This is a genomic window from Ornithinimicrobium sp. F0845, from assembly GCF_023015765.1.
GTDB lineage: Bacteria > Actinomycetota > Actinomycetes > Actinomycetales > Dermatophilaceae > Ornithinicoccus.
The window spans coordinates 75,852-99,093 of sequence record NZ_JALKAL010000005.1 but is presented as its reverse complement, the minus strand read 5'-3'; the positions used below and the strand labels follow the sequence as shown (position 1 = coordinate 99,093).

23 protein-coding genes are annotated in these 23,242 nt (G+C 70.2%); 2 read left to right on the top strand and 21 right to left on the bottom strand.

All coding sequences use genetic code 11. From position 1 onward, the window contains the following. Positions 1-101 precede the first annotated feature (101 nt). The 14 genes from MWU75_RS09325 to MWU75_RS09260 all read right to left on the bottom strand — a co-directional run bounded on the left by MWU75_RS09325 (position 102) and on the right by MWU75_RS09260 (position 11,959). The gene (locus tag MWU75_RS09325; RefSeq protein WP_247089893.1) at positions 102-530 is read right to left on the bottom strand and encodes a DUF2550 family protein; all 429 of its coding nucleotides are present in this window, start codon (positions 528-530) and stop codon (positions 102-104) included. A gap of 7 nt (positions 531-537) precedes the next feature. Beyond that, entirely contained in the window at positions 538-807 is a 270-nt protein-coding gene (locus tag MWU75_RS09320; RefSeq protein ID WP_247089892.1) for a F0F1 ATP synthase subunit epsilon, read from the bottom strand. 106 nt (positions 808-913) lie between these two features. Then, positions 914-2,371 (bottom strand): F0F1 ATP synthase subunit beta, encoded by a 1,458-nt coding sequence (gene atpD, locus MWU75_RS09315; RefSeq protein ID WP_247089891.1) that lies wholly within the window; start codon positions 2,369-2,371, stop codon positions 914-916. A gap of 17 nt (positions 2,372-2,388) precedes the next feature. After that, positions 2,389-3,288 (bottom strand): F0F1 ATP synthase subunit gamma, encoded by a 900-nt coding sequence (locus MWU75_RS09310; RefSeq protein WP_247089890.1) that lies wholly within the window; start codon positions 3,286-3,288, stop codon positions 2,389-2,391. An 81-nt stretch (positions 3,289-3,369) separates the two neighbouring features. Continuing rightward, complete coding sequence (gene atpA / locus MWU75_RS09305) at positions 3,370-5,019, bottom strand: F0F1 ATP synthase subunit alpha (protein WP_247089889.1); 1,650 nt, start codon at positions 5,017-5,019, stop codon at positions 3,370-3,372. 100 nt (positions 5,020-5,119) lie between these two features. After that, on the bottom strand, positions 5,120-5,929 hold the full coding sequence (locus MWU75_RS09300; protein WP_247089888.1) for a F0F1 ATP synthase subunit delta: 810 nt from the start codon (positions 5,927-5,929) through the stop codon (positions 5,120-5,122). Then, positions 5,929-6,558, bottom strand: coding sequence for a F0F1 ATP synthase subunit B (locus MWU75_RS09295; RefSeq protein WP_247090165.1), 630 nt, complete (start codon positions 6,556-6,558; stop codon positions 5,929-5,931). Before MWU75_RS09295 ends, MWU75_RS09300 begins: the two co-directional genes overlap by 1 nt. A gap of 96 nt (positions 6,559-6,654) precedes the next feature. After that, positions 6,655-6,861, bottom strand: coding sequence for an ATP synthase F0 subunit C (gene atpE, locus MWU75_RS09290; RefSeq protein WP_109473824.1), 207 nt, complete (start codon positions 6,859-6,861; stop codon positions 6,655-6,657). 73 nt (positions 6,862-6,934) lie between these two features. Next, entirely contained in the window at positions 6,935-7,759 is an 825-nt protein-coding gene (atpB, locus tag MWU75_RS09285; RefSeq protein WP_247089887.1) for a F0F1 ATP synthase subunit A, read from the bottom strand. A 79-nt stretch (positions 7,760-7,838) separates the two neighbouring features. Continuing rightward, positions 7,839-8,072, bottom strand: coding sequence for an AtpZ/AtpI family protein (locus MWU75_RS09280; protein ID WP_247089886.1), 234 nt, complete (start codon positions 8,070-8,072; stop codon positions 7,839-7,841). Between the two features lie 29 nt (positions 8,073-8,101). Beyond that, a complete protein-coding gene (locus MWU75_RS09275; RefSeq protein WP_247089884.1) occupies positions 8,102-8,563 on the bottom strand; it encodes a hypothetical protein in 462 nt (153 codons plus the stop codon). Positions 8,564-8,718: 155 nt separating this feature from the next. Further along, complete coding sequence (locus MWU75_RS09270) at positions 8,719-9,810, bottom strand: MraY family glycosyltransferase (protein ID WP_247089882.1); 1,092 nt, start codon at positions 9,808-9,810, stop codon at positions 8,719-8,721. A gap of 53 nt (positions 9,811-9,863) precedes the next feature. After that, entirely contained in the window at positions 9,864-11,147 is a 1,284-nt protein-coding gene (glyA, locus tag MWU75_RS09265) for a serine hydroxymethyltransferase (RefSeq protein ID WP_247089881.1), read from the bottom strand. Between the two features lie 5 nt (positions 11,148-11,152). After that, complete coding sequence (locus tag MWU75_RS09260; RefSeq protein WP_348647754.1) at positions 11,153-11,959, bottom strand: L-threonylcarbamoyladenylate synthase; 807 nt, start codon at positions 11,957-11,959, stop codon at positions 11,153-11,155. Between the two features lie 101 nt (positions 11,960-12,060). On the opposite strand from MWU75_RS09260, the gene MWU75_RS09255 reads away from it, so the two are divergent. Then, positions 12,061-12,741, top strand: a complete 681-nt coding sequence (locus MWU75_RS09255; RefSeq protein ID WP_247089880.1) for a pentapeptide repeat-containing protein — start codon at positions 12,061-12,063, stop codon at positions 12,739-12,741. Positions 12,742-13,068: 327 nt separating this feature from the next. On the opposite strand, the gene prmC is transcribed toward MWU75_RS09255, so the two are convergent. The 3 genes from prmC to rpmE all read right to left on the bottom strand — a co-directional run bounded on the left by prmC (position 13,069) and on the right by rpmE (position 15,362). After that, positions 13,069-13,908, bottom strand: coding sequence for a peptide chain release factor N(5)-glutamine methyltransferase (gene prmC, locus MWU75_RS09250; RefSeq protein ID WP_348647753.1), 840 nt, complete (start codon positions 13,906-13,908; stop codon positions 13,069-13,071). 68 nt (positions 13,909-13,976) lie between these two features. Continuing rightward, on the bottom strand, positions 13,977-15,065 hold the full coding sequence (gene prfA, locus MWU75_RS09245; protein ID WP_247090161.1) for a peptide chain release factor 1: 1,089 nt from the start codon (positions 15,063-15,065) through the stop codon (positions 13,977-13,979). 78 nt (positions 15,066-15,143) lie between these two features. Further along, complete coding sequence (gene rpmE, locus MWU75_RS09240) at positions 15,144-15,362, bottom strand: 50S ribosomal protein L31 (protein ID WP_247089878.1); 219 nt, start codon at positions 15,360-15,362, stop codon at positions 15,144-15,146. A 236-nt stretch (positions 15,363-15,598) separates the two neighbouring features. On the opposite strand from rpmE, the gene MWU75_RS09235 reads away from it, so the two are divergent. Then, complete coding sequence (locus MWU75_RS09235; RefSeq protein ID WP_247089877.1) at positions 15,599-16,447, top strand: SDR family oxidoreductase; 849 nt, start codon at positions 15,599-15,601, stop codon at positions 16,445-16,447. Positions 16,448-16,543: 96 nt separating this feature from the next. Here the strand turns inward: MWU75_RS09235 and rho are convergent, their stop codons facing one another. The 4 genes from rho to argS all read right to left on the bottom strand — a co-directional run bounded on the left by rho (position 16,544) and on the right by argS (position 23,085). Beyond that, the gene (rho, locus tag MWU75_RS09230) at positions 16,544-18,592 is read right to left on the bottom strand and encodes a transcription termination factor Rho (RefSeq protein ID WP_247089876.1); all 2,049 of its coding nucleotides are present in this window, start codon (positions 18,590-18,592) and stop codon (positions 16,544-16,546) included. A gap of 291 nt (positions 18,593-18,883) precedes the next feature. Next, complete coding sequence (locus tag MWU75_RS09225) at positions 18,884-20,317, bottom strand: aldehyde dehydrogenase family protein (RefSeq protein ID WP_247090159.1); 1,434 nt, start codon at positions 20,315-20,317, stop codon at positions 18,884-18,886. 114 nt (positions 20,318-20,431) lie between these two features. Beyond that, positions 20,432-21,433, bottom strand: coding sequence for a homoserine dehydrogenase (locus tag MWU75_RS09220; protein WP_247089875.1), 1,002 nt, complete (start codon positions 21,431-21,433; stop codon positions 20,432-20,434). A 5-nt stretch (positions 21,434-21,438) separates the two neighbouring features. After that, entirely contained in the window at positions 21,439-23,085 is a 1,647-nt protein-coding gene (gene argS / locus MWU75_RS09215; RefSeq protein ID WP_247089873.1) for an arginine--tRNA ligase, read from the bottom strand. Positions 23,086-23,242 lie beyond the last annotated feature (157 nt).

Here is a 23,242-nt window from a genome sequence, read left to right as displayed (position 1 = left end):
GCGCATTCGAGTTCTGCTTGCCGTGTAGACCTACCAAGTCTGCAAAATTGAGCTAGGCCGGTAGGCGCCTACCACACCGGCGACGCCGCTCTCGGCCTCATTCACGCGACGTTGGCGTTCCAGCCGGGAGGGACCGACTCGAGCCAGGCGCGCAGTGCCGTGTAGTGCTCCAGGCCGAGCGCGAGCTCGAAGCGGTCCCCGGCATACTCACAGGGGACGGCGAGCACGGGGGCGGGGAGCCAGGGCAGTTCGTCGGCCTCCATCGACCGGGCGATCCCGAAGTTCAGGGCGACCCGCTGCCAGTGGTGCAGCGGCTCACGGAACGGGCCGCCGCGACCGAAGTGGTCGAGACGGCCCGATTTGTAGCAGAGGAGCCCCCGGTCCCAGGAGGAGGACGCGTCGGCGCGGTAGGCGCACGGGAAACCGTGGGAGACCTCGGAGTAACGGGAGAAGGCGAGGTAGCCGACCCCCACCACCAGCGCAGCCGCCAGCACCGTGAGCACGATGAGGAGGATGGCGCCGGTGTCCATGGTCAGCTCAGGCGGTGAGTCCGGACGCGTCGACCTGGGCGGCCACGATGGTGACCCGGTTGTGGTCCACCGACAGGAATCCTGAGTCGATGGTCACGGACTGCTTGCTGCCACCGGTGTCGATGGTGACGGCGCCCTCCACGAGCACTCCCAGCAGCGGCGAGTGCCCCGGCAGGATGCCGAGCTCGCCGTCGATGCTGCGAGCCCGCACGAAACTAGCCTCGCCCTGCCAGACCATCCGGTCCGCGGCGACGAGCTCAACCTCCAGTGCACTCACGTGCTGTTTCCTCTCCGTGGCGTTCTGTCAAGTCTAGTCCAGGGGCGGGCGGTGGCACGAAAGCCGCCGCCCGCCCCTGGACCTGATGCGTGGGTGGAGTCCGGGATCAGCTGTTCTTCTCGAGCTCCGCGGCCTGGCGCTCGACGTCGTCGAGGCCACCGCACATGAAGAAGGCCTGCTCCGGCACGTGGTCGTACTCACCGTCGGCGACCTTGGTGAAGGCCTCGATGGTGTCGGCCAGCGGCACGGTCGAGCCCTCGATGCCGGTGAACTGCTTGGCGACGTAGGTGTTCTGCGACAGGAAGCGCTGGATGCGACGGGCGCGGCCGACGAGGATCTTGTCCTCCTCGGAGAGCTCGTCGATGCCCAGGATGGCGATGATGTCCTGCAGCTCCTTGTAGCGCTGCAGGATCGACTTCACGCGGACCGCGGTGGCGTAGTGCTCGGCGGTCACGTAGCGGGGGTCGAGGATCCGGCTGGTCGAGGTCAGCGGGTCCACGGCCGGGTAGATGCCCATCGAGGCGATCGGGCGGGAGAGCTCGGTGGTGGCGTCCAGGTGGGCGAAGGTGGTCGCCGGGGCCGGGTCGGTGTAGTCGTCGGCCGGCACGTAGATAGCCTGCATCGAGGTGATCGAGTGACCACGCGTGGAAGTGATCCGCTCCTGCAGCACACCCATCTCGTCCGCCAGGGTCGGCTGGTAGCCCACGGCCGAGGGCATGCGGCCCAGCAGCGTGGAGACCTCGGAACCGGCCTGGGTGAAACGGAAGATGTTGTCGATGAACAGCAGCACGTCCTGCTTCTGCACGTCCCGGAAGTACTCCGCCATCGTCAGGGCGGAGAGGGCCACGCGCAGGCGGGTGCCCGGCGGCTCGTCCATCTGACCGAACACGAGCGCGGTCTGCCCGAGGACGCCGGCCTCCTCCATCTCCACGATCAGGTCGTTGCCCTCACGGGTGCGCTCACCGACACCGGCGAAGACCGACACACCACCGTGGTCGCGGGCCACACGGGCGATCATCTCCTGGATCAGCACGGTCTTGCCGACGCCGGCACCACCGAACAGGCCGATCTTGCCACCCTGGACATACGGGGTGAGCAGGTCGATGACCTTGATGCCGGTCTCGAACATCTGGGTCTTGGACTCCAGCTGGTCGAAGGCCGGCGCCTTGCGGTGGATGCCCCAGCGCTCGGTGATCTCCAGCGTCTCGCCCTCGGGGAGGTCGAGCACGTCACCGGTGGCGTTGAAGACGTGGCCGAGGGTCACGTCGCCGACGGGCACGGTGATCGGGCCGCCGGTGTCCTGCACCTGCGCACCACGGACCAGGCCGTCGGTCGGCTGCAGCGAGATGGCGCGGACCATGCTGTCGCCGATGTCCTGGGCGACCTCGAGGTTCAGCGTCTTGGTCTCGCCGCTGAGCTCGACCTCGGTCTGCAGCAGGTTGTACATCTCGGGGATCTGCCCCGGGGGGAACTCGATGTCGACGACGGGGCCGATGATCCGGGCAAGACGACCGACGCCGCCCTGACCCTGCTGGGTGTCCGTCTCGTTCACGGTTGCAGTCATGGTGGAGTGCTTCCTTCTCACTTGGCGTCGGCGAGGGCGCTGGCGCCGCCCACGATTTCGCTGATCTCTTGGGTGATTTCGGCCTGGCGGGCCTGGTTCGCCAGCCGGGTGTAGGTCTTCAGGAGCTCATCGGCGTTGTCGGTCGCCGACTTCATCGCGCGCTGACGGGCCGCCAGCTCGGAGGCGGCAGCCTGCAGCAGCGCGTTGTAGATGCGCGAGGTGACGTACTGCGGGAGCAGGGCGTCCAGCACCTCCGGGCCGTTGGGCTCGAACTCGTACAGCGGGAAGAGCTCCTCCTCGCTGGCGCGCTCCTCGGCGTCCACGACCTCCAGGGGCAGCAGGCGCACGACCTGCACCTCCTGGGTGACCATGTTGACGAACTGGGTGTAGATGATGTGGATCTCGTCCACCCCGCCGTCCTCGGCGCCCTTGATGAAGTCCGCGGTCAGCCGCTCACCGATCTCCTTGGCGACCTCGTAGGTCGGGGCGTCGGTGTAGCCGCTCCAGGACTCCTCGACGTGGCGCTGCCGGAACCGGAAGTAGCCCTCGGCCTTGCGCCCGCTGAGGTAGGGGATGACCTCCCGGCCCTCGTCCTGCAGGAGCTCGCGCAGCGCCTCGTAGCGCTTGAGCACGTTCGCGGAGTAGGCGCCCGCCAGGCCACGGTCGCTGGTGATGACCAGGACACCGGCCTTGCTGGGGTTCTCCCGCTCCAGGGTGAGCGGGTGGTCGACGTCGGAGAAGGTGGCCACGGCCGAGACTGCGCGGGTGATCGCCCGGGCGTACGGCGTGGTCTGCACGACCCGCTCGCGGGCCTTGGTCACCCGGGAGGTCGCGATCAGCTCCATCGCCCGGGTGATCTTCTTCATCGACTGGACGGACCGGCTCTTCTGGCGGTAGATCCGCTGCTGGGCTCCCAATGCCTCGCCTCTCTAGTCAGCCGTAGTGGTGGTTGGTGGTGCCTGCCGCGCGACCGGGGTGCCCGGTCGCGCGGCGGGCGGTCAGCGCTTCTGGCGCTGGATCTGCTCCTGGTTGACGTCCTCGACCTCGAGGGCGTCGCGGTTCTCGTCGTCCTCGTCGCTGCCGGGCTGGATGCCGCCCTCGCCGGAGGCACGGAACTGCTCCTTGAAGGCCTTCATCGAGGAGTTGAGGCTGGCCTCGGTGTCGTCACCGAGCTTGCCCGTCTCGCGGATCCCGGCGAGCAGGTCGCCCTGCTCACGACGCAGGTAGTCGATGAACTCCTGCTCGAAGCGGCGCACGTCCGCGACGGCGACGCTGTCCAGCTCACCGGTGGTGCCGGCCCAGATGATCGCGACCTGCTCCTCCATCGGGATCGGGCTGGACTGCGGCTGCTTGAGCAGCTCGACCATGCGGGCACCGCGCTCGAGCTGGGCGCGCGAGGCGGCGTCCAGGTCGGAGGCGAACATCGCGAACGCCTCCATCTCACGGAACTGGGCCAGGTCCACCTTCAGTCGGCCGGAGACCGACTTCATGGCCTTCACCTGGGCCGCACCACCCACGCGGGACACCGAGACACCCACGTCGATCGCGGGACGGACGTCGGAGTTGAACAGGTCCGCCTGCAGGTAGATCTGCCCGTCGGTGATGGAGATGACGTTGGTCGGGATGTAGGCCGAGACGTCGCCGGCCTTGGTCTCGATGATCGGCAGACCGGTCATCGAGCCCGCGCCCATGTCGTCGGAGAGCTTGGCGCAGCGCTCCAGGAGCCGGCTGTGCAGGTAGAAGACGTCACCCGGGTAGGCCTCGCGGCCCGGCGGGCGGCGCAGCAGCAGCGACACGGCGCGGTAGGCCTCGGCCTGCTTGGACAGGTCGTCGAAGACGATGAGGACGTGCTTGCCCTGGTACATCCAGTGCTGGCCGATGGCCGAGCCGGTGTAGGGCGCGAGGTACTTGAAGCCGGCCGGGTCGGAGGCCGGGGCCGCGACGATGGTGGTGTAGTCCATCGCGCCGCCCTCCTCGAGGGTGCTGCGGACCGAGGCGATGGTCGAGCCCTTCTGGCCGATCGCGACGTAGATGCAGAGCACCTGCTTGTCCGGGTCGCCGGACTCCCAGTTGGCCTTCTGGTTCAGGATCGTGTCGATCGCGACCGTGGTCTTGCCGGTCTGACGGTCACCGATGATCAGCTGGCGCTGGCCGCGGCCGACCGGGATCATCGCGTCGATCGCCTTGATGCCGGTCTGCAGGGGCTCGTGCACCGACTTGCGCTGCATGACGCCGGGAGCCTGGAGCTCGAGGACGCGGCGCTCCTCGGACTCGATCTCGCCGAGCCCGTCGATCGGGTTGCCCAGCGGGTCGACGACCCGGCCGAGGTAGCCGTCACCGACCGGCACGGAGAGCACCTCGCCGGTCCGCTTGACCTGCTGGCCCTCGTCGATGCCGGCGAACTCGCCCAGGATGACCACACCGATGTCGTGGACATCGAGGTTCAGCGCCAGGCCGAGCGTGCCGTCCTCGAACTCGAGCAGCTCGTTGGTCATGGCGGAGGGCAGGCCCTCCACGTGCGCGATGCCGTCACCGGCGTCGATCACGCGTCCGACCTCCTCGCGGGAGGCCGCCGTGGGCTGGTAGGACTGGACGAAAGTGTCCAGTGCGTCCCGGATCTCGTCCGGACGGATCGTCAGCTCCGTCATCATCTTCTCCTCGTACGCGGCCCGGTCCGGGCCATGAGCATGGTCTGTGCGGTGGTCGTCTGTGCAGTGGTCGTCTGTGCGGTGGTCACTGCGGGGTGGGTCAGCTGGTCATCCTGCGGCGCGCCTCGTCGAGACGGCTGAGGATCGTGCCGTCGATGACCTCGTCACCGATGTCGACACGGATGCCACCGACCACCTGCGGGTCGACGACTGCGTTGGCACGGATCTCGCGGCCGTAGTGCGAGCCGAGCGCCGAGGTGAGCCGGTCGAGCTGCTGCTCGGTCAGCGGCACGGCCGTGGTCACCATGGCGGTGAGCTGCTCCTGCCGTCGGGCCGCGATCGCCAGGTAGGCCTCGATCGCGTGGTCGAACCGCGTGCTGCGGTGGGTCGCGGCCAGCTCGGCCAGTCGCACCGTCTCCGGGGCGCTGCGGTCGCCGAGCAGGGTCTTGACGACCTTGCCCTTGGCCGCCGCAGGTGCGCGCCGATCGGTCAGCGCGGAGCGGAGCTCCCCGGTGCCGTCGACGATGCGTCCGAAGCGGAACAGCTCGTCCTCGACCTGGGACAACCGACCGGCAGCCTCGGCCTGGGCCAGGATCGCCTCGACGCCGAAGGACTCCAGCGTGGCGGTCAGGTCACCCTCGGCCGCCCAGCGTCGGGAGGCCACGGTCGAGGCGACGTGCAGTGCCTCGTCGCTGACCCGGCCGGAGAACAGCCGGTTAACCAGGTCGATCTTGGGCTGGGACTCCCGCGACGGGTCGGCGAGGGACCGTCGGAGCACGGCGTTACCCCCGATGACCCCGGCCACCTTGAGCAGCTCCTCACCCAGCTGACTACGGTCGGCACCCTGCTCGAGTGCCTGCGAGAGGACCTCGCGGGACTCGGCCAGCGCCGAACGGGATGCGCCCTGCATCAGGAGCCCTGCCCCTCGGAGCCGGCCTCCGAGCCACCAGCGTCGGAGCCGCCAACCTCAGAGCCGACGACCTCCGGACGGACGTTGCCCGCCTCGAGCTCGGCCAGGAACCGGTCGATGATGCCGCTCTGCCGGGTCTGGTCCTCCAGGGACTCCCCGACGATGCGACCGGCCAGGTCGGTCGAGAGCCGGCCCACGTCGCTGCGGAGTGAGACCAGTGCCTGCTGGCGCTCGGCCTCGATCTGCTTGGTCGCGGACTCGGTGATGCGGTTCGCCTCGGTCTGGGCCTGCTGCCGCATCTCAGCGATGATCGACGCGCCCTGCTCCTTGGCCTCCTCGCGGATGCGGGCAGCCTCGTCGCGGGCCTCGGCGAGCTGGGCCTTGTACTCGCGGAGGGCGGCCTCGGCCTCCTCCTGCGCCTTCTCGGCCTGCTGCATGCCACCCTCGATGGCAGCGGTGCGCTCGGCGTACGCCTGCTCCAGGTTGGGCACGACGAACTTGGCCACGACCCAGTACAGGATCCCGAACGCGACCAGACCGAAGATGAGCTCGGGCAGGTACGGCAGGATCGGGACAGCCGTGGCCTCGGGGTCGGCGTCTGCGGCCGCGACCACCGGGACGGCGGTCAGGGTGCTAGCGATGAGCTGCACGATGGTCTCCTCAGGGACGGTGTCGCCTCAGCGAGGCAACGCCACATGGGCTGGTGGGTGCGGGAGGAACCAGCGTCAGAGCCGGATGAAGAAGAGCACCAGGGCGAAGATCGCGAGCGCCTCGGCGAGCGCGAAGCCCAGGATGGCGATCGGCTGGAGGATCTTCTGGGCCTCCGGCTGGCGCGCGACGCCGTTGATGTAGGCGGCGAAGATCAGACCCACGCCGATGGCCGGGCCGATGGCAGCCAGGCCGTAGCCGAGCAGAGTGATGTCACCAGTCACGTCAGTTCTCTTTCTGTGTGTTGTCCCGGACGACGCTCAGCCGCCCGGTGGCATTGAACTATTCAGTTGTTGGTCAGTGCTCGTCCACGAGGGCGCCGCCGATGTAGGAGGCGGCCAGGAGGACGAAGACGTAGGCCTGCAGGAACTGGACCAGGGCCTCGAAGACGGTCATCGCGAAGGCCATGATCCAGGCCGGGACCGAGACGAGGGTCAGGAAGCCGCCCTGCTGGAAGAGCTCCCAGCCGCCGATGATGAACACGACGAGCAGCAGGTGGCCGGCGAACATGTTGCCGAAGAGTCGCAGCGCCAGCGTGAGCGGGCGAGTGACGAAGAAGGTCAGCATCTCCAGGCCGAGGATGGCCGGCTTGATCCAGCCGGGCAGACCGGCCGGGATCATGAACTTGAAGTAGCCCACGAAGCCGTGCTTCTTGACGCCGACCCAGTGGTAGACGATGTAGACCAGCAGGGTCAGCGCGATCGGGATGCCGATGCGGCCCATGGTCGGCATCTGCACCGGCGGGATGATGCCCATCCAGTTGTTGAACAGGATCAGCACGAACATCGTGAACAGGAAGGGCACGAACGGCAGGAAGTCGCGGCTGCCGATCATGTCGCGGGCCACGCCGTTGCGCACGAAGTTGTAGACGGCCTCGGTGCCCGCCTGCCCCTTGCTGGGGACGACCGCGGCCTTCTTGGTCGTGGCGATCAGCCACCAGGAGAGCAGACCGACCGTGAGCGCGAGGATGACCATGGGGCGGGTGATCGCCAGCGTCATCTCCGAGCCGAACAGGTCGACGGTGCCGAACTTCACCAGCGGCTGCCAGAACAGCGAGGGGTCCGGGGGGAAGTGGCTCTCCCCCTCGGCCATGGGCAGCAGCACAGCTGCGGTCGGGCTCACAGGTTCTCCTCAGTCGTGCTCGGGCGGGTGTTCTGGGCAGTCCCCCATCGCAGGGGCCACTCGGGGCTCGCGGGGGATGTCATGACGTACCGTACCGGTTCCAGATGACATACATGGACAGGGCCATCCCCGCCAGCAGGCCGATGACCACGAAAAAGGTCAGCTCGAGCCAGCGGTCGAGGAGGAATCCGAGGCCGCCGAAGAGCAGCGGCCCGGCCAGCAGGTAGGCGATCACGTCGGTGGCGATGTTGGTCTGCGCCGCGTAGCCCGGCGTGTGCTCGGGCTCGGTCGAGCGCTCGGGCTGCTCGGTCATGGCTGTGCTCCCAGCGTCGGATCGCGACATCATCGCACCTTCCCGGGGGCCGAGTCATCTCCGCCGAAGACGAGCTGGCGGGAGCCGGTGTAGCCGACGACGGTGCCGATCTGGAAGGCCAGGCCGGCGGCCAGGAACCCCAGGCCCAGCGGCAGCATGTCGATCCACCCCACGCGCGAGAGCAGGTAGAGCACGGCGAAACCGACGACGATCTGCAGTCCCAGCAGGGCGAACGCCCCGGCCATCGTGGCGTAGGCGGGGCCGGCGACGACGCCGGTGATCCCGACGAGTCCGGCCAGGAAGATCCCCACCCCGATGCCACCGCCGATGAGGGCGGAGATCCCGGCCCACTCATCCCGCAGGGCCCAGGCGACGACGCCTGCCAGGAGCGTGACGACCAGGCCGGGCAGGAGCGCGAAGGTCACCATCCGCCGCCGCACGGACCCGCGCGCACGCCGGGGGCGTGGCTGGGGGCTGCGGCTGGCTGACATCGGCTTCCTCACTGCTCTGTACGGGAGGTCGGTGGCGCGCGTCCGGCAGCGTGAGCGTGGCCACGCGCGCGTTTCGAACGCTTGTGAAAACTATCACAAGCACCGCGCGCGCACCTAGCCGAGTGCGACCACCGCGTCGGTGATGCTCCTCACGCTCAGGACACGCGGCGTCCCGGCTGCCAGGTCAGGACGGCCGCGACGACGAGCAGCAGCACGAGCACGACGGCCGTCGCCAGCGGCGGGAAGAAGGCGAACGAGACGGCCCCGACGGCCAGCAGCGCGGACCAGAGATACATCAGCGCCACCGCGCGCCGGTGGCTGTGCCCGATCTTCAGCAGCTGATGGTGCAGGTGGTGGGCGTCCGGCTTCCACGGCAGGTCACCGCGCCGGGTCCGCCGCACGACGGCGAGCAGCATGTCCAGGATCGGCAGCGCCATGATGGCGACCGGCAGGAAGAGGGGCAGCAGGAAGGCGGTGGTCGCCGACGTCGCGGCCACGCTGGAGTTGGGGTCCACGCTGCCGGTCATCGAGATGGTGGCCGCGGAGAGCAGCAGACCGAGCAGCAGGGCCCCGGCGTCCCCCATGAACAGCCGGGCCGGGTGCAGGTTGTGCGGCAGGAAGCCGAGGCAGCAGCCCATCAGCGCGGCCGTGATGAACGTCGCGGTCGTGAAGACGTTGGGCGGGTCGAAGTTGTGGCTGACCAGATAGCTCCAGGCGAAGAACGCGCCCGCGGAGATGAACACCACGCCGGCCGCGAGGCCGTCCAGGCCGTCGACGAAGTTCACCGCGTTGGTGGAGACCACGACGATGAGGATGGTGAGGGTGACCAGCACCGGCTCGGGCAGCACGGTCACGCCGAAGACCGGGATCGAGAGCAGCTGCACCCCGAAGAAGGCCATCACACCACCGGCCAGCACCTGCCCGGCCAGCTTGGTCAGCCAGTCCAGGTCACGGACGTCGTCGATCGCCCCCAGCAGGGTGATGATCCCCGCGCCCAGCAGCACGCCCAGCAGCTCGCGGCTGCCGAACAGCCCGGACAGGTAGGGCAGCTGGCTGCCCAGCGCGACCGCGGCGGCGAAGCCGCAGAACATCGCCACACCCCCGAGCCGCGGGATGGGCACGGAATGCACGTCGCGGGCCCGGACCGGCGTCACCGCACCGATCGCGAAGGCGAGGTAGCGGACCAGGGTCGTGGCGGCATACGTGAACACCGCGGCGACCAGCAGCACCAGGAGGTATTCGCGCACCGGTCACCACACAGTCTTCGCTCGGCCGGGGCCCGGCCGGGTCGTTCGCCCGATCAGGGGGCCGGGTATGCCGGGTAGCTGGCGAGCAGGTCGCTCACCTCGGCGCGGATCGCCTGGGCGCCCTCGTGCTGGGGGTCGCCGTCGGTGGTGGTCACCGCCCGGTGGATCAGGTCGGCGATCTGGCCCATCTGCTCGGTGCCCATGCCCTGCGTGGTCACCGACGGGGAGCCGACCCGGATGCCGGAGGCGATGTTGGGCTTCTCCAGATCGAACGGGATCGCGTTCTTGTTGAGCACGATGCCGGCCGCGTCGCAGCGCGCCTCGGCGTCGACGCCGGTCACCCCGACCCCCTGCAGGTCGTGCAGCGACAGGTGGGTGTCGGTGCCGCCCGCGATGGGTCGGATGCCCCGCTCGCCCAGGCCGTCGGCCAGTGCCTGCGCGTTGGCGATGACCTGCTGGGCGTAGGCCTGGTACTCGGGCGTGGCGCACTCGGCGAAGTTGACCGCCTTGGCGGCCACGTTGTTCATCAGCGGCCCGCCCTGCATCATCGGGAACACCGCGCGGTCGATCTTGGCGGCGTGGTCCTCCGTGCACACGATCGCACCGCCGCGCGGCCCGCGCAGCACCTTGTGGGTGGTGAAGCTCACCACGTCCGCGTGCGGCACCGGCGAGGGGATCGCCTTGCCGGCGACCAGGCCGATGAAGTGCGCCGCGTCCACCCAGAAGATGGCCCCGACCTCGTCCGCGATGGCCCGGAAGCGCTCGAAGTCGATGAGCCGCGGGATGGCCGAGCCGCCGGCCAGGATGATCTTGGGCCGGTGCTCCTTGGCGAGCGCCTCGACCTGGTCGTAGTCGATGTCCTCGGTCTCCCGGTCCACGCCGTAGTGCACAGCGTTGAACCACTTGCCCGAGAAGGAGACCGAGAAGCCGTGGGTCAGGTGGCCGCCATGGGCCAGCGACATCGCCAGCACGGTGTCCCCGGGCTTGGCGAACGCGCCGTAGACCGCCAGGTTGGCGCTGGCGCCGGAGTGCGGCTGGACGTTGGCGTGGTCGGCCCCGAAGAGCGCCTTGGCCCGCTCGACGGCGAGCACCTCGGCCTTGTCGACCTCGGAGCAGCCGCCGTAGTAGCGGCGACCGGGGTAGCCCTCGGCGTACTTGTTGCTGAGCGTGGAGCCCATCGCCGCCATCACCGCGGGAGAGGTCTGGTTCTCACTGGCGATCAGCTGGATCCCGGCGCGCTGCCGGTCCAGCTCGCTGACCAGGATCTCCGCGATCTCGGGGTCCTGCTCGAGGAGCTTGCTGTAGCTCGGTCCGTAATAGGTGTCGGCGTCGCTCATGACGGTCACTGTAGTGAATCCGTCGCGGTCACGGACCGCAGGCTCCCGCTGGGCACGGGGAGCCCGCTGGGGCGGGCCTCGATCGCCGCCAGCGGGTCGACGACGCGCACCCGCTCGGCGGGGGCCTCCCCGGCGGCCTCAGGCTCTGTCGGCTCCTCGGTCCCGGGGGGCGCGTCATGCAGCACGGTCGTCCCCAGCACCTCGCGCAACCGGTCGGCTGGCAGTGCCCCGTGCCGGAGCACGACCGGCTCCTCCCCCGTGCAGTCGACGATCGTGGAGGGGGCGCTGTCCGCGCGGGTGCCGCCGTCCAGATAGAGCGCGACGGCCCCGCCGAGCTGCGCCTGCGCCTCCTCGGCGGTGGTCGCCGGGGGTTGTCCGGTGAGGTTGGCGCTGGTGACGGCCATCGGCCCGACCTCGGTCAGCACCTGCAGGGTCAGTATGTCGTCGGGCATGCGCAGCGCGACCGTCCCGTTGGTCTCGCCCAGGTCCCAGGCCAGCGTCGGCTGGGCCCGCAGAACGAGGGTCAGCGCGCCGGGCCAGAACTGCCGCATGAGGATCTTGGCGTACATCGGCACCTCGGTGGCCAGCCCGTCCACCGTGCGCACCGTCGGCACCAGGACCGGCGGCGGGACGTCGCGGCCACGGTGCTTGGCCGCCAGCACCATGGCGACGGCCACCTGGTCGAAGGCGTCGGCACCCACGCCGTACACCGTGTCCGTGGGCAGCACGACGACCTTGCCCTCGCGCACGACGACAGCAGCCCGGGCAACGGCCTCGTCCCGGGTCTCCGGGTCAGTGGCATCAACGATCACGGCACCAGTTTCGCACCCCTCTCCCGACCGAACGCACGTCGTAGCGTTCCCACGGCCACCGGGTGCCACGGCCCGGTCATGGTGCTGTCAGGATCGGCAGTATGCCGACACTCACCGACCAGCGACTCTCACCGGCCGACGTGGACGCCCTGGGCGAGGTGGGTGAGCCGGTCGAGCTCCTCAGGTGCGACCTCTCGGAGGTGAGGGCGCGCGATGCCGACCTCGACGACGTCACCTTCACCGACTGCTCGCTCGACGGCGCGGACCTGACCGGGTCACGCCTATCCGGGGCGAGGTTCACCGGTGGCTCGGCCACGCAGGTCCGGCTGGACCGCTGCGACCTGACCGACACACGCTTCGACCACGTCGACCTGACCGGTGCCGTGCTCAGCGGTGCGCTCCTCACCGACGCCGAGTTCCGGGGGTGCCGGATGACCGGGCTGGTCGCGGAGGCGACCCGGGGCATGGGCTGCCTGCTGCTGGGCTGCAACGCCTACGGCGCGGAGCTGCCTGGGCTGGTGCTCGCCCGCCGCACCCACACGGGCTCCCGCTTCACCGAGGCCAACCTGGCCGGGGCGGACCTGCGCGAGGCGGTGCTCGACGGCTGCGTCCTGCTGCACACCGACCTCTCGGGCGCGGACCTCACCGGGGCCGACCTGCGCGGCGCGGACCTGGGCCCGTGCACCCGCGAGCGCCTCGACATACTGTCTGGCGCGATCCTGACCACCGGGCAGGCCGTTGCGGCGCTGCAGGACCTGACCGGCGCCACGGTCCTCGACTGACGGCGCCTCCCCGGTCCGACCCAAAGCGTCACTGCCGCAACGAGGTCCCCACCATCAGGGGGTGCGCTCTCGGCGGGACAGCCACCGGCGCGGGGTCTAGCGTGAGGATCGCAAAGGGCGACAGCCCCCTCACCCCCCGGTGAGTTGACCGCCAAGGAGGTAGGCAGATGCGTGGAAGTGGACTGATTTGGACGATTGTCGGAATCCTGTTGATCATCGCGCTCCTGATCTGGATCTTCTGAGCACCAGCCGCTCGCAGGCGCGAGTCTGACTGGCGGAGTGGGCCCCGGCACGGCGTGCCGGGGCCCTGCCGTGCCCGCAGCGCGTTCAGCGCCGGACTGCGCGGGTCACCCGCGGCAGACCCGTCAGGTCGTCGTGGTCGCTGACCTCCGACCAGCTCCCCGTGCCCAGGAGCCGTCGCACGAGCTCCTCGCCCTGGACGTCGGCATGCTCCATGAGCAGCACCCCACCGGGCGCCAGGAGCTCGGCGGCGCGGGCGGCGACAGCCAGCGGCACCTGCAGACCGTCCTCGCCGAGTCCGTAGAGCGCGACCTCCGGGTCGTGGTCACGCACCTCGGGGTCGACGGGCACGCTGCCGGGCGGGATGTACGGCGGGTTGCTCACCACCAGGTCCACCGCCCCGAGGATGTCGTCGAAGGCGGTGGTCGCATCGCCCAGTCGCAGGTCCACGCGCAGCCCCGTCCGTGCCACGTTGGCGGCCGCCCAGGCGTGTGCGTCCTCGGACAGCTCGACGGCGTGCACCCGCGCCTCCGGCCACTCGTCGGCCACGGCGAGGGCGATCGCGCCGCTGCCCGTGCACAGGTCGACCACGACCGGCGCCTCCCCGGCGGCACGCAGGTCGGCCAGCGCCAGGTCGACGAGCACCTCCGTCTCGGGGCGGGGCACGAAGACCTCCGGCCCCACCCGCAGTGTCAGCCGCCTGAAGTGGGCGACGCCGGTCAGGTGCTGCAGCGGCACCCGCGCGGCGCGCTGCTCGACCAGACGGGAGTAGGCCGTGTGCTCGGCCTCCCCCACGACCTCGCCGAGGAGAAGGGCTCGCCGCAGGTCGGCCGGCTCCCGGCCGAGGACGTGCGCCAGCAGCAGCTCGGCATCGACCCGGGGGCTGGGCACCCCCGCCACGGCCAGCTCCTGCGCCGCCGCACGCACAGCATCCCCCCAATTTTCGTAGTGGTTTTGCTGGTCGTCCCCGTCTTTTTGCAGGGGTTTTGCCGGCGTCACGACTCGCCGGACCCCAGGGCGGCCATCCGCGCGGCCTCATCGGCGTCTACGGCGGACTGCACGACGGGGTCGAGATCGCCGTCCAGGACCTGGTCCAGGTTGTAGGCCTTGAAGCCGGTGCGGTGGTCGGCGATCCGGTTCTCCGGGAAGTTGTAGGTCCGGATCCGCTCGCTGCGGTCCACCGTGCGCACCTGGCTGCGACGCTGCGCGGAGGCCTCCGCCTCGGCCTCCTCGACCGCGAGCTGGTGCAGACGGGAGCGCAGCACCCGCAGCGCGGACTCCTTGTTCTGCAGCTGTGACTTCTCGTTCTGGCAGGAGACCACGAGCCCGGTCGGCAGGTGGGTGATCCGCACCGCGGAGTCGGTGGTGTTGACGGACTGGCCGCCGGGGCCGCTGGAGCGGAAGACGTCGATCTTGAGCTCGTTGAGGTCCAGCTCCACCTCCTCCGGGTCGTCCAGGTCGGGCATCACCAGCACGCCGGCAGCGGAGGTGTGGATCCGGCCCTGGCTCTCGGTGACCGGCACCCGCTGCACCCGGTGGACGCCACCCTCATACTTCAACCGCGCCCACGGGGCCTCGCCCGGCGCGGGCGCCCCCGACGCGTGGATCGCGACGCGCACGTCCTTGTAGCCACCCAGGTCGGACTCGGTGGCGTCGAGCAGCTCGGTCTTCCACGAGCGCCGCTCGGCATAACGCAGGTACATCCGCAGCAGGTCACCGGCGAACAGCGCGGACTCCTCACCGCCCTCCCCCGCCTTGACCTCCAGGATCACGTCCCGGTCGTCGTCGGGGTCGCGCGGCACCAGCAGTCGGCGCAGGTGCTCGCCCGCAGCGGCCTCCCGCTCGCGCATCGCCGGCAGCTCGGCCGCGATCGACGCGTCCTCGGCGGCCATCTCGGCGGCTACCTCGACGTCGCCGGCGGCCTCCTGCCACTCCCGGAAGGCCGCGACGGTCGGCGACAGCGCGGCATACCTCTTGTTCAGCCGCTTCAGCGCCGTCGGATCGCTGTGGGTGGCCGGGTCGGCGAGCTCGGTCTCGATGCGCGAGTACTCCTCGAGCAACGGTGTCACCGCTGATGCATCCACGTCGGCCACGCCGGGTCCCTCCTGGAAAGAGCAACGCCGGCCCCACGACGAGTGTCGCGGGACCGGCGCTGCAAAGCCTTACTTGCTCTCGGCCTTCTTGCCGTAGCGCTCCTGGAAGCGGGCCACACGGCCACCGGTGTCCAGGATCTTCTGCTTGCCCGTGTAGAACGGGTGGCACTGGGAGCAGACGTCGGCGTGGATCGAGCCGGACGTCGCGGTGCTGCGCGTGGTGAACTGCGCGCCGCAGTTACAAGTCACCAGAGTCTCGACGTACTCAGGGTGGATGTTCTTCTTCACGATGTCTCCTCACAGGTGGCGTGTTCCCCGGGTCGGCGCGCGGTCGCGGGCCGTGAACCGGAGGGCCAAGGGGTGATTCTGCCAGAAACAGCAGCCGCGCCACAAAATGGCACCTCCCCTCAACACCCGGTCAGGCAGGACCATTCCCCGTATGCCGAGGGGCTGGGTCTCCCTCGACCCGCAAGGGGTGTGCTGATATAGTTTAACTATCAACCACTCTTAGAAGGGCCTCCACCATGCGCATCGCAGTCACCGGCGCGACCGGCCACCTCGGCGGTCTTGTCATCCAGTTCCTCCTCGAGCGCGGCGTCGCTCCCGGCGACGTCACCGCGATCGTCCGGGACGAGGCCAAGGCAGCAGGGCTCGCCGCACAGGGCATCAGGGTGGCGGTCGCACCCTACGAGGACGCGACCGCCCTGACCGCAGCTCTGGACGGCGTCGACCGCCTCGTGCTCGTGTCGGGCAGCGAGGTCGGACAGCGCCTGGCCCAGCACACCAACATCATCAACGCGGCCAAGGCGGCCGGTGTGCAGTTCATCGCCTACACCAGCCTGCTCAACCTCGACACCTCGGAGCTCGGTCTGGCCCCCGAGCACCGGGGCACCGAGGAGTTCCTCGCCCAGAGCGGCATCGACCACGCCCTGCTGCGCAACGGGTGGTACTGGGAGAACTACGCCTCGGCGATCGACTCCGGCAGAGCCACCGGGAAGTTCTTCGGTGCGGCCGGCTCAGCACGGGTCTCCGGCGCGGCCCGCCGCGACTACGCCGAGGCGGCAGCGGTCGTCGTGACCGGCGAGAACCACGCCGGCAAGGTCTATGAGCTCGCCGGCTCCCCCAGCCTTGACTACCCGGGCATCGCCGATGAGGTGGCGAAGGTGATCGGCACCGACGTCACCTACGTCAACCAGTCGGCAGGTGAGTACCAGGCCACCCTCGAGAGCTTCGGGATGCCGGCGGAGGTCGCGACGATGTTCGCCCAGATGGACCCCGTCATCGAGCAGGGGGCGCTCTACTCGGAGAGCACCGACCTGCAGGACCTCATCGCACGCCCCTCGACCCCGGCCGCGCAGGCCCTGTCGGCCTGACCGCTCCCCTCTGACAGCCGTGTGGCCCGGTCCCCTCGGGGGAGACCGGGCCACACGGCATACGGGGTCAGACGGCCCAGGCCGTCCGGGCGGTGATCAGTCCTCGTCGTCCAGCTTGACCGACGAGGTCTGCTGCACCTGGACGAGGAACTCGTGGTTGGACTTGGTCTTGCGGAGCCGGTCGAGCAGCAGCTCGACGGCCTGCTGGGAGTCGAGCGCGGAGAGCACGCGACGCAGCTTCCACATGATCTTCAGCTCTTCGGCGCCCATCAGGATCTCCTCGCGGCGCGTGCCGGAGGGGTTGACGTCGATGGCCGGGAAGATACGGCGGTCGGCCAGCTGGCGCGACAGACGCAGCTCCATGTTGCCCGTGCCCTTGAACTCCTCGAAGATGACCTCGTCCATCTTGGAGCCGGTCTCCACGAGCGCGGTCGCCAGGATGGTCAGCGAGCCGCCGTGCTCGATGTTGCGCGCGGCGCCGAAGAAGCGCTTCGGCGGGTAGAGCGCGCTGGAGTCGACACCACCGGAGAGGATGCGCCCGCTGGCGGGGGCCGCCAGGTTGTAGGCGCGACCCAGCCGGGTGATCGAGTCGAGCAGCACGACGACGTCGCCACCCAGCTCCACCAGGCGCTTGGCCCGCTCGATGGCCAGCTCGGCCACGGTGGTGTGGTCGTCGGCCGGCCGGTCGAAGGTGGAGGCGATGACCTCACCCTTGACCGTGCGCTGCATGTCGGTGACCTCCTCGGGGCGCTCGTCCACCAGGACGATCATCAGGTGCGCCTCGGGGTTGTTCTGCGTGATCGCGTTGGCGATGGCCTGCAGGATCAGCGTCTTGCCGGCCTTGGGCGGGCTGACGATCAGACCACGCTGGCCCTTGCCGATCGGGCTGACCAGGTCGATCATCCGGGTCGTCAGGTTCTTCTGCTCGGTCTCCAGGCGCAGGCGCTCCTGGGGGTAGAGCGGGGTCAGCTTGGAGAACTCCGGACGGGCCTTGGCCTCCTCCGGGGACTGGCCGTTGACGGTGTCGAGCCGGACGAGCGCGTTGTACTTCTGACGGTCGCCACGACCGCCGGAGTGCTGCTGCTGACCGTCGGCCTTGATCGCACCGGTGACGGCGTCACCCTTGCGCAGACCGTTCTTGCGCACGATGCCCATCGGGACGTAGACGTCGCTCGGGCCCGGCAGGTAGCCGGTCGTGCGGATGAAGCCGTAGTTGTCCAGGATGTCCAGGACGCCGCCCACCGGGACGAGCACGTCCTCCTCGGTGTAGCCGGTCTCCTGCTCGTCGGCGTAGTTGTCCTGGTCGCCGCGGTTGCGGCCGCGCTTGCGGTCGCGCCCCCGCTGGCGGTTGCGGCGACGACCCCGGCCGCCGCCGTCCTCGTCGTCGTCGAAGCGGCGGTTCTGGTTGCCGCCCTGCTGGTTGCCGCCCTGCTGGCGGTCACCGCCCTGGCGGTCCTGGCCCTGTCGACCCTGGCGCTGGCCATCCTGCTGACGGTTGCCGCCACCCTGACGGTCCTCGGCCTGCTGACGGTCACCGCCCTGGCGGTCCTGGCCCTGCTGACGGCCGTCGCTCTGGCGGTCGTTGCGCTCCTGGCCACCCTGGCGGTCGTTGCGCTCCTGGCCCTGGCGGCCCTGACCCTGTCGGCCCTGGCGCTGACCGTCCTGCTGACGGTCGTCGCCCTGGCGATCGCTGCGCTCCTGGCCGCCCTGACGGGCTTCCGTGTCCTGAGGTGCGTCCTGGGACGCAGGCTTGTCCTCGCCCTGCGGGGCGGAGTCCGAGTCGTCGGCACGGCGGGGCTGCGGGGCTCCGGCGGCGGCCGCGACGCGGCGGGAGCGCCGCTGCGGACGCTGGGCGGTGTCGGCGGAGGACGCCGGGGCCGACTCGCCGCGGGCGTCACCGGACTCGACGGCGGCGGCCTCGGAGCTGCTGCTCGAGGAGCTCGTGCTCGACGGCGCCTTCGCGCGGGCCGGGCCCGAGGAGCCGCCACGGCGCTCCTGGATCGCCTCGACGAGGTCTGCCTTGCGCATCTTCGGCGACACGGTGATGCCCATGCTGCCGGCGAGCGCCTGCAGTTCGGCCACGCGCATCGACCCCAGGGAGCCCCCCGAGCGGGTCGGTGCAGCGGTTTCGGTGGTGTTTGTCACGAAGGTTTCCTTCTCCCTCGTAGGGGCCAGCCACAGCGTGGCCCAGGGGTTTCAGGTAGATCCGGCTTCTTGCCGGCCCGATTGACTCACCGACCACCGTGACGCGATGTCGCCACACGAGAACCGCGTGGTTGCACCACATACCTGGTGGTGGGATCACTCAACGAGAACACGGGGCTGTGCCCGCTGTGTCGTTCGCGAGTGTCTGGCCACGATAACACTTGTTGGCGCCGACCCCGAACACCACGGCCTCCAGGGCAGTATGCCGGGGCGCGAGTCACCCCGGTGCCGTCACCCGAGCTTGACGTTGACCTGCTTGATCTGGGTGAATCCCTCAAGCATCCCCTCCAGGGAGAGCTCGCGACCGATGCCGCTGGTCTTCATGCCGCCGTAGGACTGGCCGACGACCTGACCGCCGCCCTGGTTGACCTGCACCCAGCCGGAGTCGATCCGGTGCGCCATGCCCAGCGCGCGGTCCAGGTCCTTGGAGAACACGAAAGCGGCCAGGCCGTAGTGCGAGTCGTTGGCCATCGCGACAACCTCCTCCGGCTCGGTCCACGGGATCACCGCGAGCACCGGGCCGAAGATCTCCTCCCGGGCGATCCGCCAGTCGTTGGAGACCTGGGTGAGGATCATCGGCGCGTGGTAGAACCCGGGCGGGCCGACCTGCAGGGCCGGCCGCCCGTCATACGCCACGCCGACGCCCTCCTGGGAGAGGCCGTCCTCGATATAGCCCTGCACCCGGTCCCACTGCTTCTGGTTGATGATGCAGCCGATGTCGGAGGACTCCTCGCGCGGGTCGCCGACCACGAGCTGGGCGGTGCGCGCGACCAGCTTGTCGAGGAACTCGTCGTGGATCTTCTGGTTCAGGAACAGCCGCGAGCCGGTGGTGCAGCTCTGGCTCTGCCGCGCGAAGCGGCTGGCCAGCAGCACCTGCTCGACGACCTCGTCGGTGCAGGAGTCGACGTCGACGATGCACGGGGACTTGCCGCCGAGCTCGAGCGAGCTGTGTGCCAGCCGCTCGCCGGCCTTGGCCGCGACCTGGTGCCCGACCAGGGTCGACCCGGTGAACGAGACCTTGTCGACGTCCGGGTGCACCACGAGGGCCTCACCGATCTCGGCGCCGTAGCCGGTGACGACGTTGAGCACGCCGGGCGGCAGGTGCTCGGCGCAGATCCTGGCCAGCTCCAGGATGGTCAGCGGGGCGTCCTCCGCGGCCTTGAGCACCATCGTGTTGCCGGCCGCGAGGGCGCCGGGGACCTTGAAGCCGGCGATCATCAGCGGGCTGTTCCACGGCAGGATGCCGGCCACGACCCCGAGGGGCTGGCGGCGGGTGTACTGCAGCTGCCCCTCAGCGGTGGGCAGGACGGTCCCCTTGACCTCACCGGCGACGCCGCCGAAGTAGCGGAAGCACGCCGCCAGGTTCAGCGCCTCGGGGCGCGCCTGCGTGCGGATGGCGTTGCCGGTGTCGAGCGCGGTGAGTCGCGCCAGGTCCTCGACGTGCTCCTCGAGTGCCTCGGCGATCCGCAACAGCGCGCGCTGGCGCTCGGTGAAGGAGAGCGCCGCCCACCCGGGGAACGCCGCACGGGCCGCAGCGACGGCGCGGTCAGCGTCCTCGGCCCGGGCGCGAGGCGTCGTGGCGATGACGACGTTGCGGTCGGTCGGGGTGATCACCTCGACCGTCTCGCCCGCCGCCGCAGGCACCCACTCGCCACCGATGTGCATCAATCGCTCGTCCACGTCGACTCCCATTTCGTTGTGCTCTCGTCGCTTTCCCACGCATTCTCGTCCCGGTCTCGTCCAGCTGCCAGACCGGCGCCGCGGGAGTATGTCGTGTGCCTAGTGTGCCTCCCGCGCCCGGACCCGCGCCCGCGCCAGGTTGACGAGATCACCGAGCACCGCGGAGGCGGTCTCGTCGCCGCCCGCGCCCGCCCCGGACAACCGCAGGGTGCCGGCGGACTCGGCGTCGATGATCACCAGGTTGGTGCCCTCGCGGGTCAGCCCGAACGGGTGGTCGGCCGAAACCAGGGTCGGTCGCACGGCCACCTCGACCCGCCGGTCGAGCACGGCGCCGGAGGACCACGCCGAGGCGATCAGCTTGATGACCTGGCCGGTGCCGCGGGCGGCCTCGAAGTCGGCGTCGGTCAGGCCGGTGATGCCCTCGCGCTGGACGTCGTCCAGACCGACGCGCACGCCCCACGCCGCACGGGCCAGCAGCACGATCTTGGCGGCCGCGTCCAGACCCTCCAGGTCCTCGGTCGGGTCGGCCTCCAGATAGCCCCGGTCCCCCGCCTGCTGCACGGCGTCCTGGAAGGGCACCCCCAACCGGGCGACCATGTCGAGGACATAGTTGGTGGAGCCGTTGACGATGCCGCTGATGGACCGGATCTCGTCGCCGGCCAGGGCCTCGCGGACCGTCCGCATCACCGGGACGGCGGCCACGACCGCCGCCTCGTAGGCGACCTCGCGGCCCTCCCGCTCGGCGAGCGCCTCGATCTCGACGCCGTGCTGGGCCAGCAGCTGCTTGTTGGCCGTGACCACGTCGGCCCCGGCACCCAGCGCGCGCTCGATCAGGCCGCGGGCCGGTTGGATACCGCCCATCACCTCCACCACGACGTCGGCCCCGTCCACCAACGACTCGGGGTCGTCGGTGAGCAGGCCGGGCAGCACCCCCGTCAGGTCACGCGGGCGCCCGAGGTCGCGCACCGCGATGCCGGTCAGCTCCAGCGGCGCGCCGACCCGCTCGGCAAACACCTCGGCCCGGTCGGCCAGCCGTCGCGCGACGGCGGCCCCCACGGTGCCGGCACCCAGCAGCGCCACGCGCACGGGCGTCGACGTCACGGCACTCACATCCTCTCCGGGGCGCTGACCCCGAGCAGGCCCAACCCGTTGGCCAGCACCTGACGGGTGGCGTCGTTGAGCCACAGCCGGGTGCGGTGCAGGTCGGTGATCTCCTCGTCCGCGTCCCGCGGACGGACCCGGCACTCGTCATACCACTTGTGGAAGGCGGCGGACAGCGACTCCAGGTAGCGCGCCACCCGGTGCGGCTCGCGCAGGGTGGCCGCCTGCGCGACCACCCGGGGGAAGTCGCCGAGGGCCGCGAGCAGGGTCGACTCGGTCTCGTGCGTGAGCAGCGAGGGGTCGAACCCGTCGGCGCGCGAGACACCGTCCTCACCCGCCAGGCGGGCGACGTTGCACGTGCGGGCGTGGGCGTACTGCACGTAGTAGACGGGGTTGTCGTTGCTGCGGCGGCGCATCTCCTCGCCGTCCAGGTCCAGTGGCGAGTCCGCGGGATAGCGGGCCAGGGAGTAGCGCAGCGGGTCCGACCCGATCCACTCGAGCAGCTCGGTGAGCAGCAGGGCGTTGCCGCGGCGCCGGCCCATCCGGGCGCCGGCGATGGTGACGAGCTGCCCGATGAGGATCTCGATGTTGGTCCCGGGGTCGTCGCCCGCGCAGGCCGCGATCGCCTTGAGCCGGCCGATGTAGCCGTGGTGGTCGGCCCCCAGGAGGTAGATCTTCTCCGGGAAGCCCCGGTCCTTCTTGCTCAGGTAGTAGGCGGCGTCGGCCGCGAAGTAGGTCGGCACGCCGTTCGCGCGGATCATGACCCGGTCGCGGTCGTCGCCGAAGTCGGTGGTGCGCAGCCAGACCGCACCCTCCTGGTCGAAGACGTGCCCCTGCTCGCGCAGCCGGTCGACGGCCTGCTCGACGGCACCGCTGTCGTGCAGGGTGCGCTCGGAGAACCACACGTCGAAGTGCACGTTGAAGTCGGTCAACGTCTGCTCGTTCTGCGCCACCTGCTGCCGGTAGCCCAGCTCCCGCGCCACCGCGACCCGCTCCTGCTCCGGCAGGTCCAGCAGGTCGGGCCGTTCGGCGAGCACCGCCCTGGCGAGGTCCTCGACATACTCCCCCGGGTAGCCGCCCTCCGGCACCGGCGCACCCATCGCGCGGGCCACGATCGAGGCGCCGAGCAGGTCCATCTGGTTGCCGGCGTCGTTGGTGTAGTGCTCGGCCGTGACGTCGGCACCGGACGCGGCCAGGAGCCGGCGGATCGCGTCGCCCAGCGCCGCCCACCGGGTGTGGCCGATGTGCAGCGGCCCGGTCGGGTTCGCCGAGACGAACTCCAGGTTGATGACGTGGCCGGTCAGCGTGTCGTTGGTGCCGTAGGACCCGCCCGCCTCCACGATGCTGCGGGCCAGCTCCCCCGCGCTGGCGGCGTCCAGCGTGATGTTGAGGAACCCCGGGCCCGCCACGTCGACCGCGGCGATGCCCGCGACGTACTGCAGGCGCCCGGCCAGGTCGGTCGCCAGGTCACGCGGGGGCACGCCCGCCTTCTTGGCCAGCTGCAGGGCGATGTTCGTGGACCAGTCCCCGTGCTCGCGACTCCTGGGTCGCTCGACGCGCACCTCGCGGGGCACCTCGACCGTGAGGTCACCGGCCGAGACGGCCTGGTCGAGGGCGGCGATGATGGCTTCGGCAAGTTGCTCTGGGGTCACCTCGTGCAGTCTAGTTCCGCCGCGCGGACCCACACGACGGCAGTATGCCGTGAGCCGGCCCGTCCTGGACGTGCCGGTGACGCGGCGCAGGGCACGTGACGCGGCGCAGGGCACGTGGAAGGACAGGCGAAAGGGCCGCCACCCTGCAGGTGCAGGT

Coding starts and splice junctions, on each gene's coding strand:
- MWU75_RS09325 (WP_247089893.1), bottom strand. CDS start 530: ATGGACACCGGCGCCATCCTCCTCATCGTGCTCACGGTGCTGGCGGCT.
- atpD (WP_247089891.1), bottom strand. CDS start 2,371: ATGACTGCAACCGTGAACGAGACGGACACCCAGCAGGGTCAGGGCGGC.
- atpA (WP_247089889.1), bottom strand. CDS start 5,019: ATGACGGAGCTGACGATCCGTCCGGACGAGATCCGGGACGCACTGGAC.
- MWU75_RS09300 (WP_247089888.1), bottom strand. CDS start 5,929: ATGCAGGGCGCATCCCGTTCGGCGCTGGCCGAGTCCCGCGAGGTCCTC.
- MWU75_RS09280 (WP_247089886.1), bottom strand. CDS start 8,072: ATGACCGAGCAGCCCGAGCGCTCGACCGAGCCCGAGCACACGCCGGGC.
- MWU75_RS09275 (WP_247089884.1), bottom strand. CDS start 8,563: ATGTCAGCCAGCCGCAGCCCCCAGCCACGCCCCCGGCGTGCGCGCGGG.
- glyA (WP_247089881.1), bottom strand. CDS start 11,147: ATGAGCGACGCCGACACCTATTACGGACCGAGCTACAGCAAGCTCCTC.
- MWU75_RS09255 (WP_247089880.1), top strand. CDS start 12,061: ATGCCGACACTCACCGACCAGCGACTCTCACCGGCCGACGTGGACGCC.
- MWU75_RS09235 (WP_247089877.1), top strand. CDS start 15,599: ATGCGCATCGCAGTCACCGGCGCGACCGGCCACCTCGGCGGTCTTGTC.
- MWU75_RS09225 (WP_247090159.1), bottom strand. CDS start 20,317: ATGCACATCGGTGGCGAGTGGGTGCCTGCGGCGGCGGGCGAGACGGTC.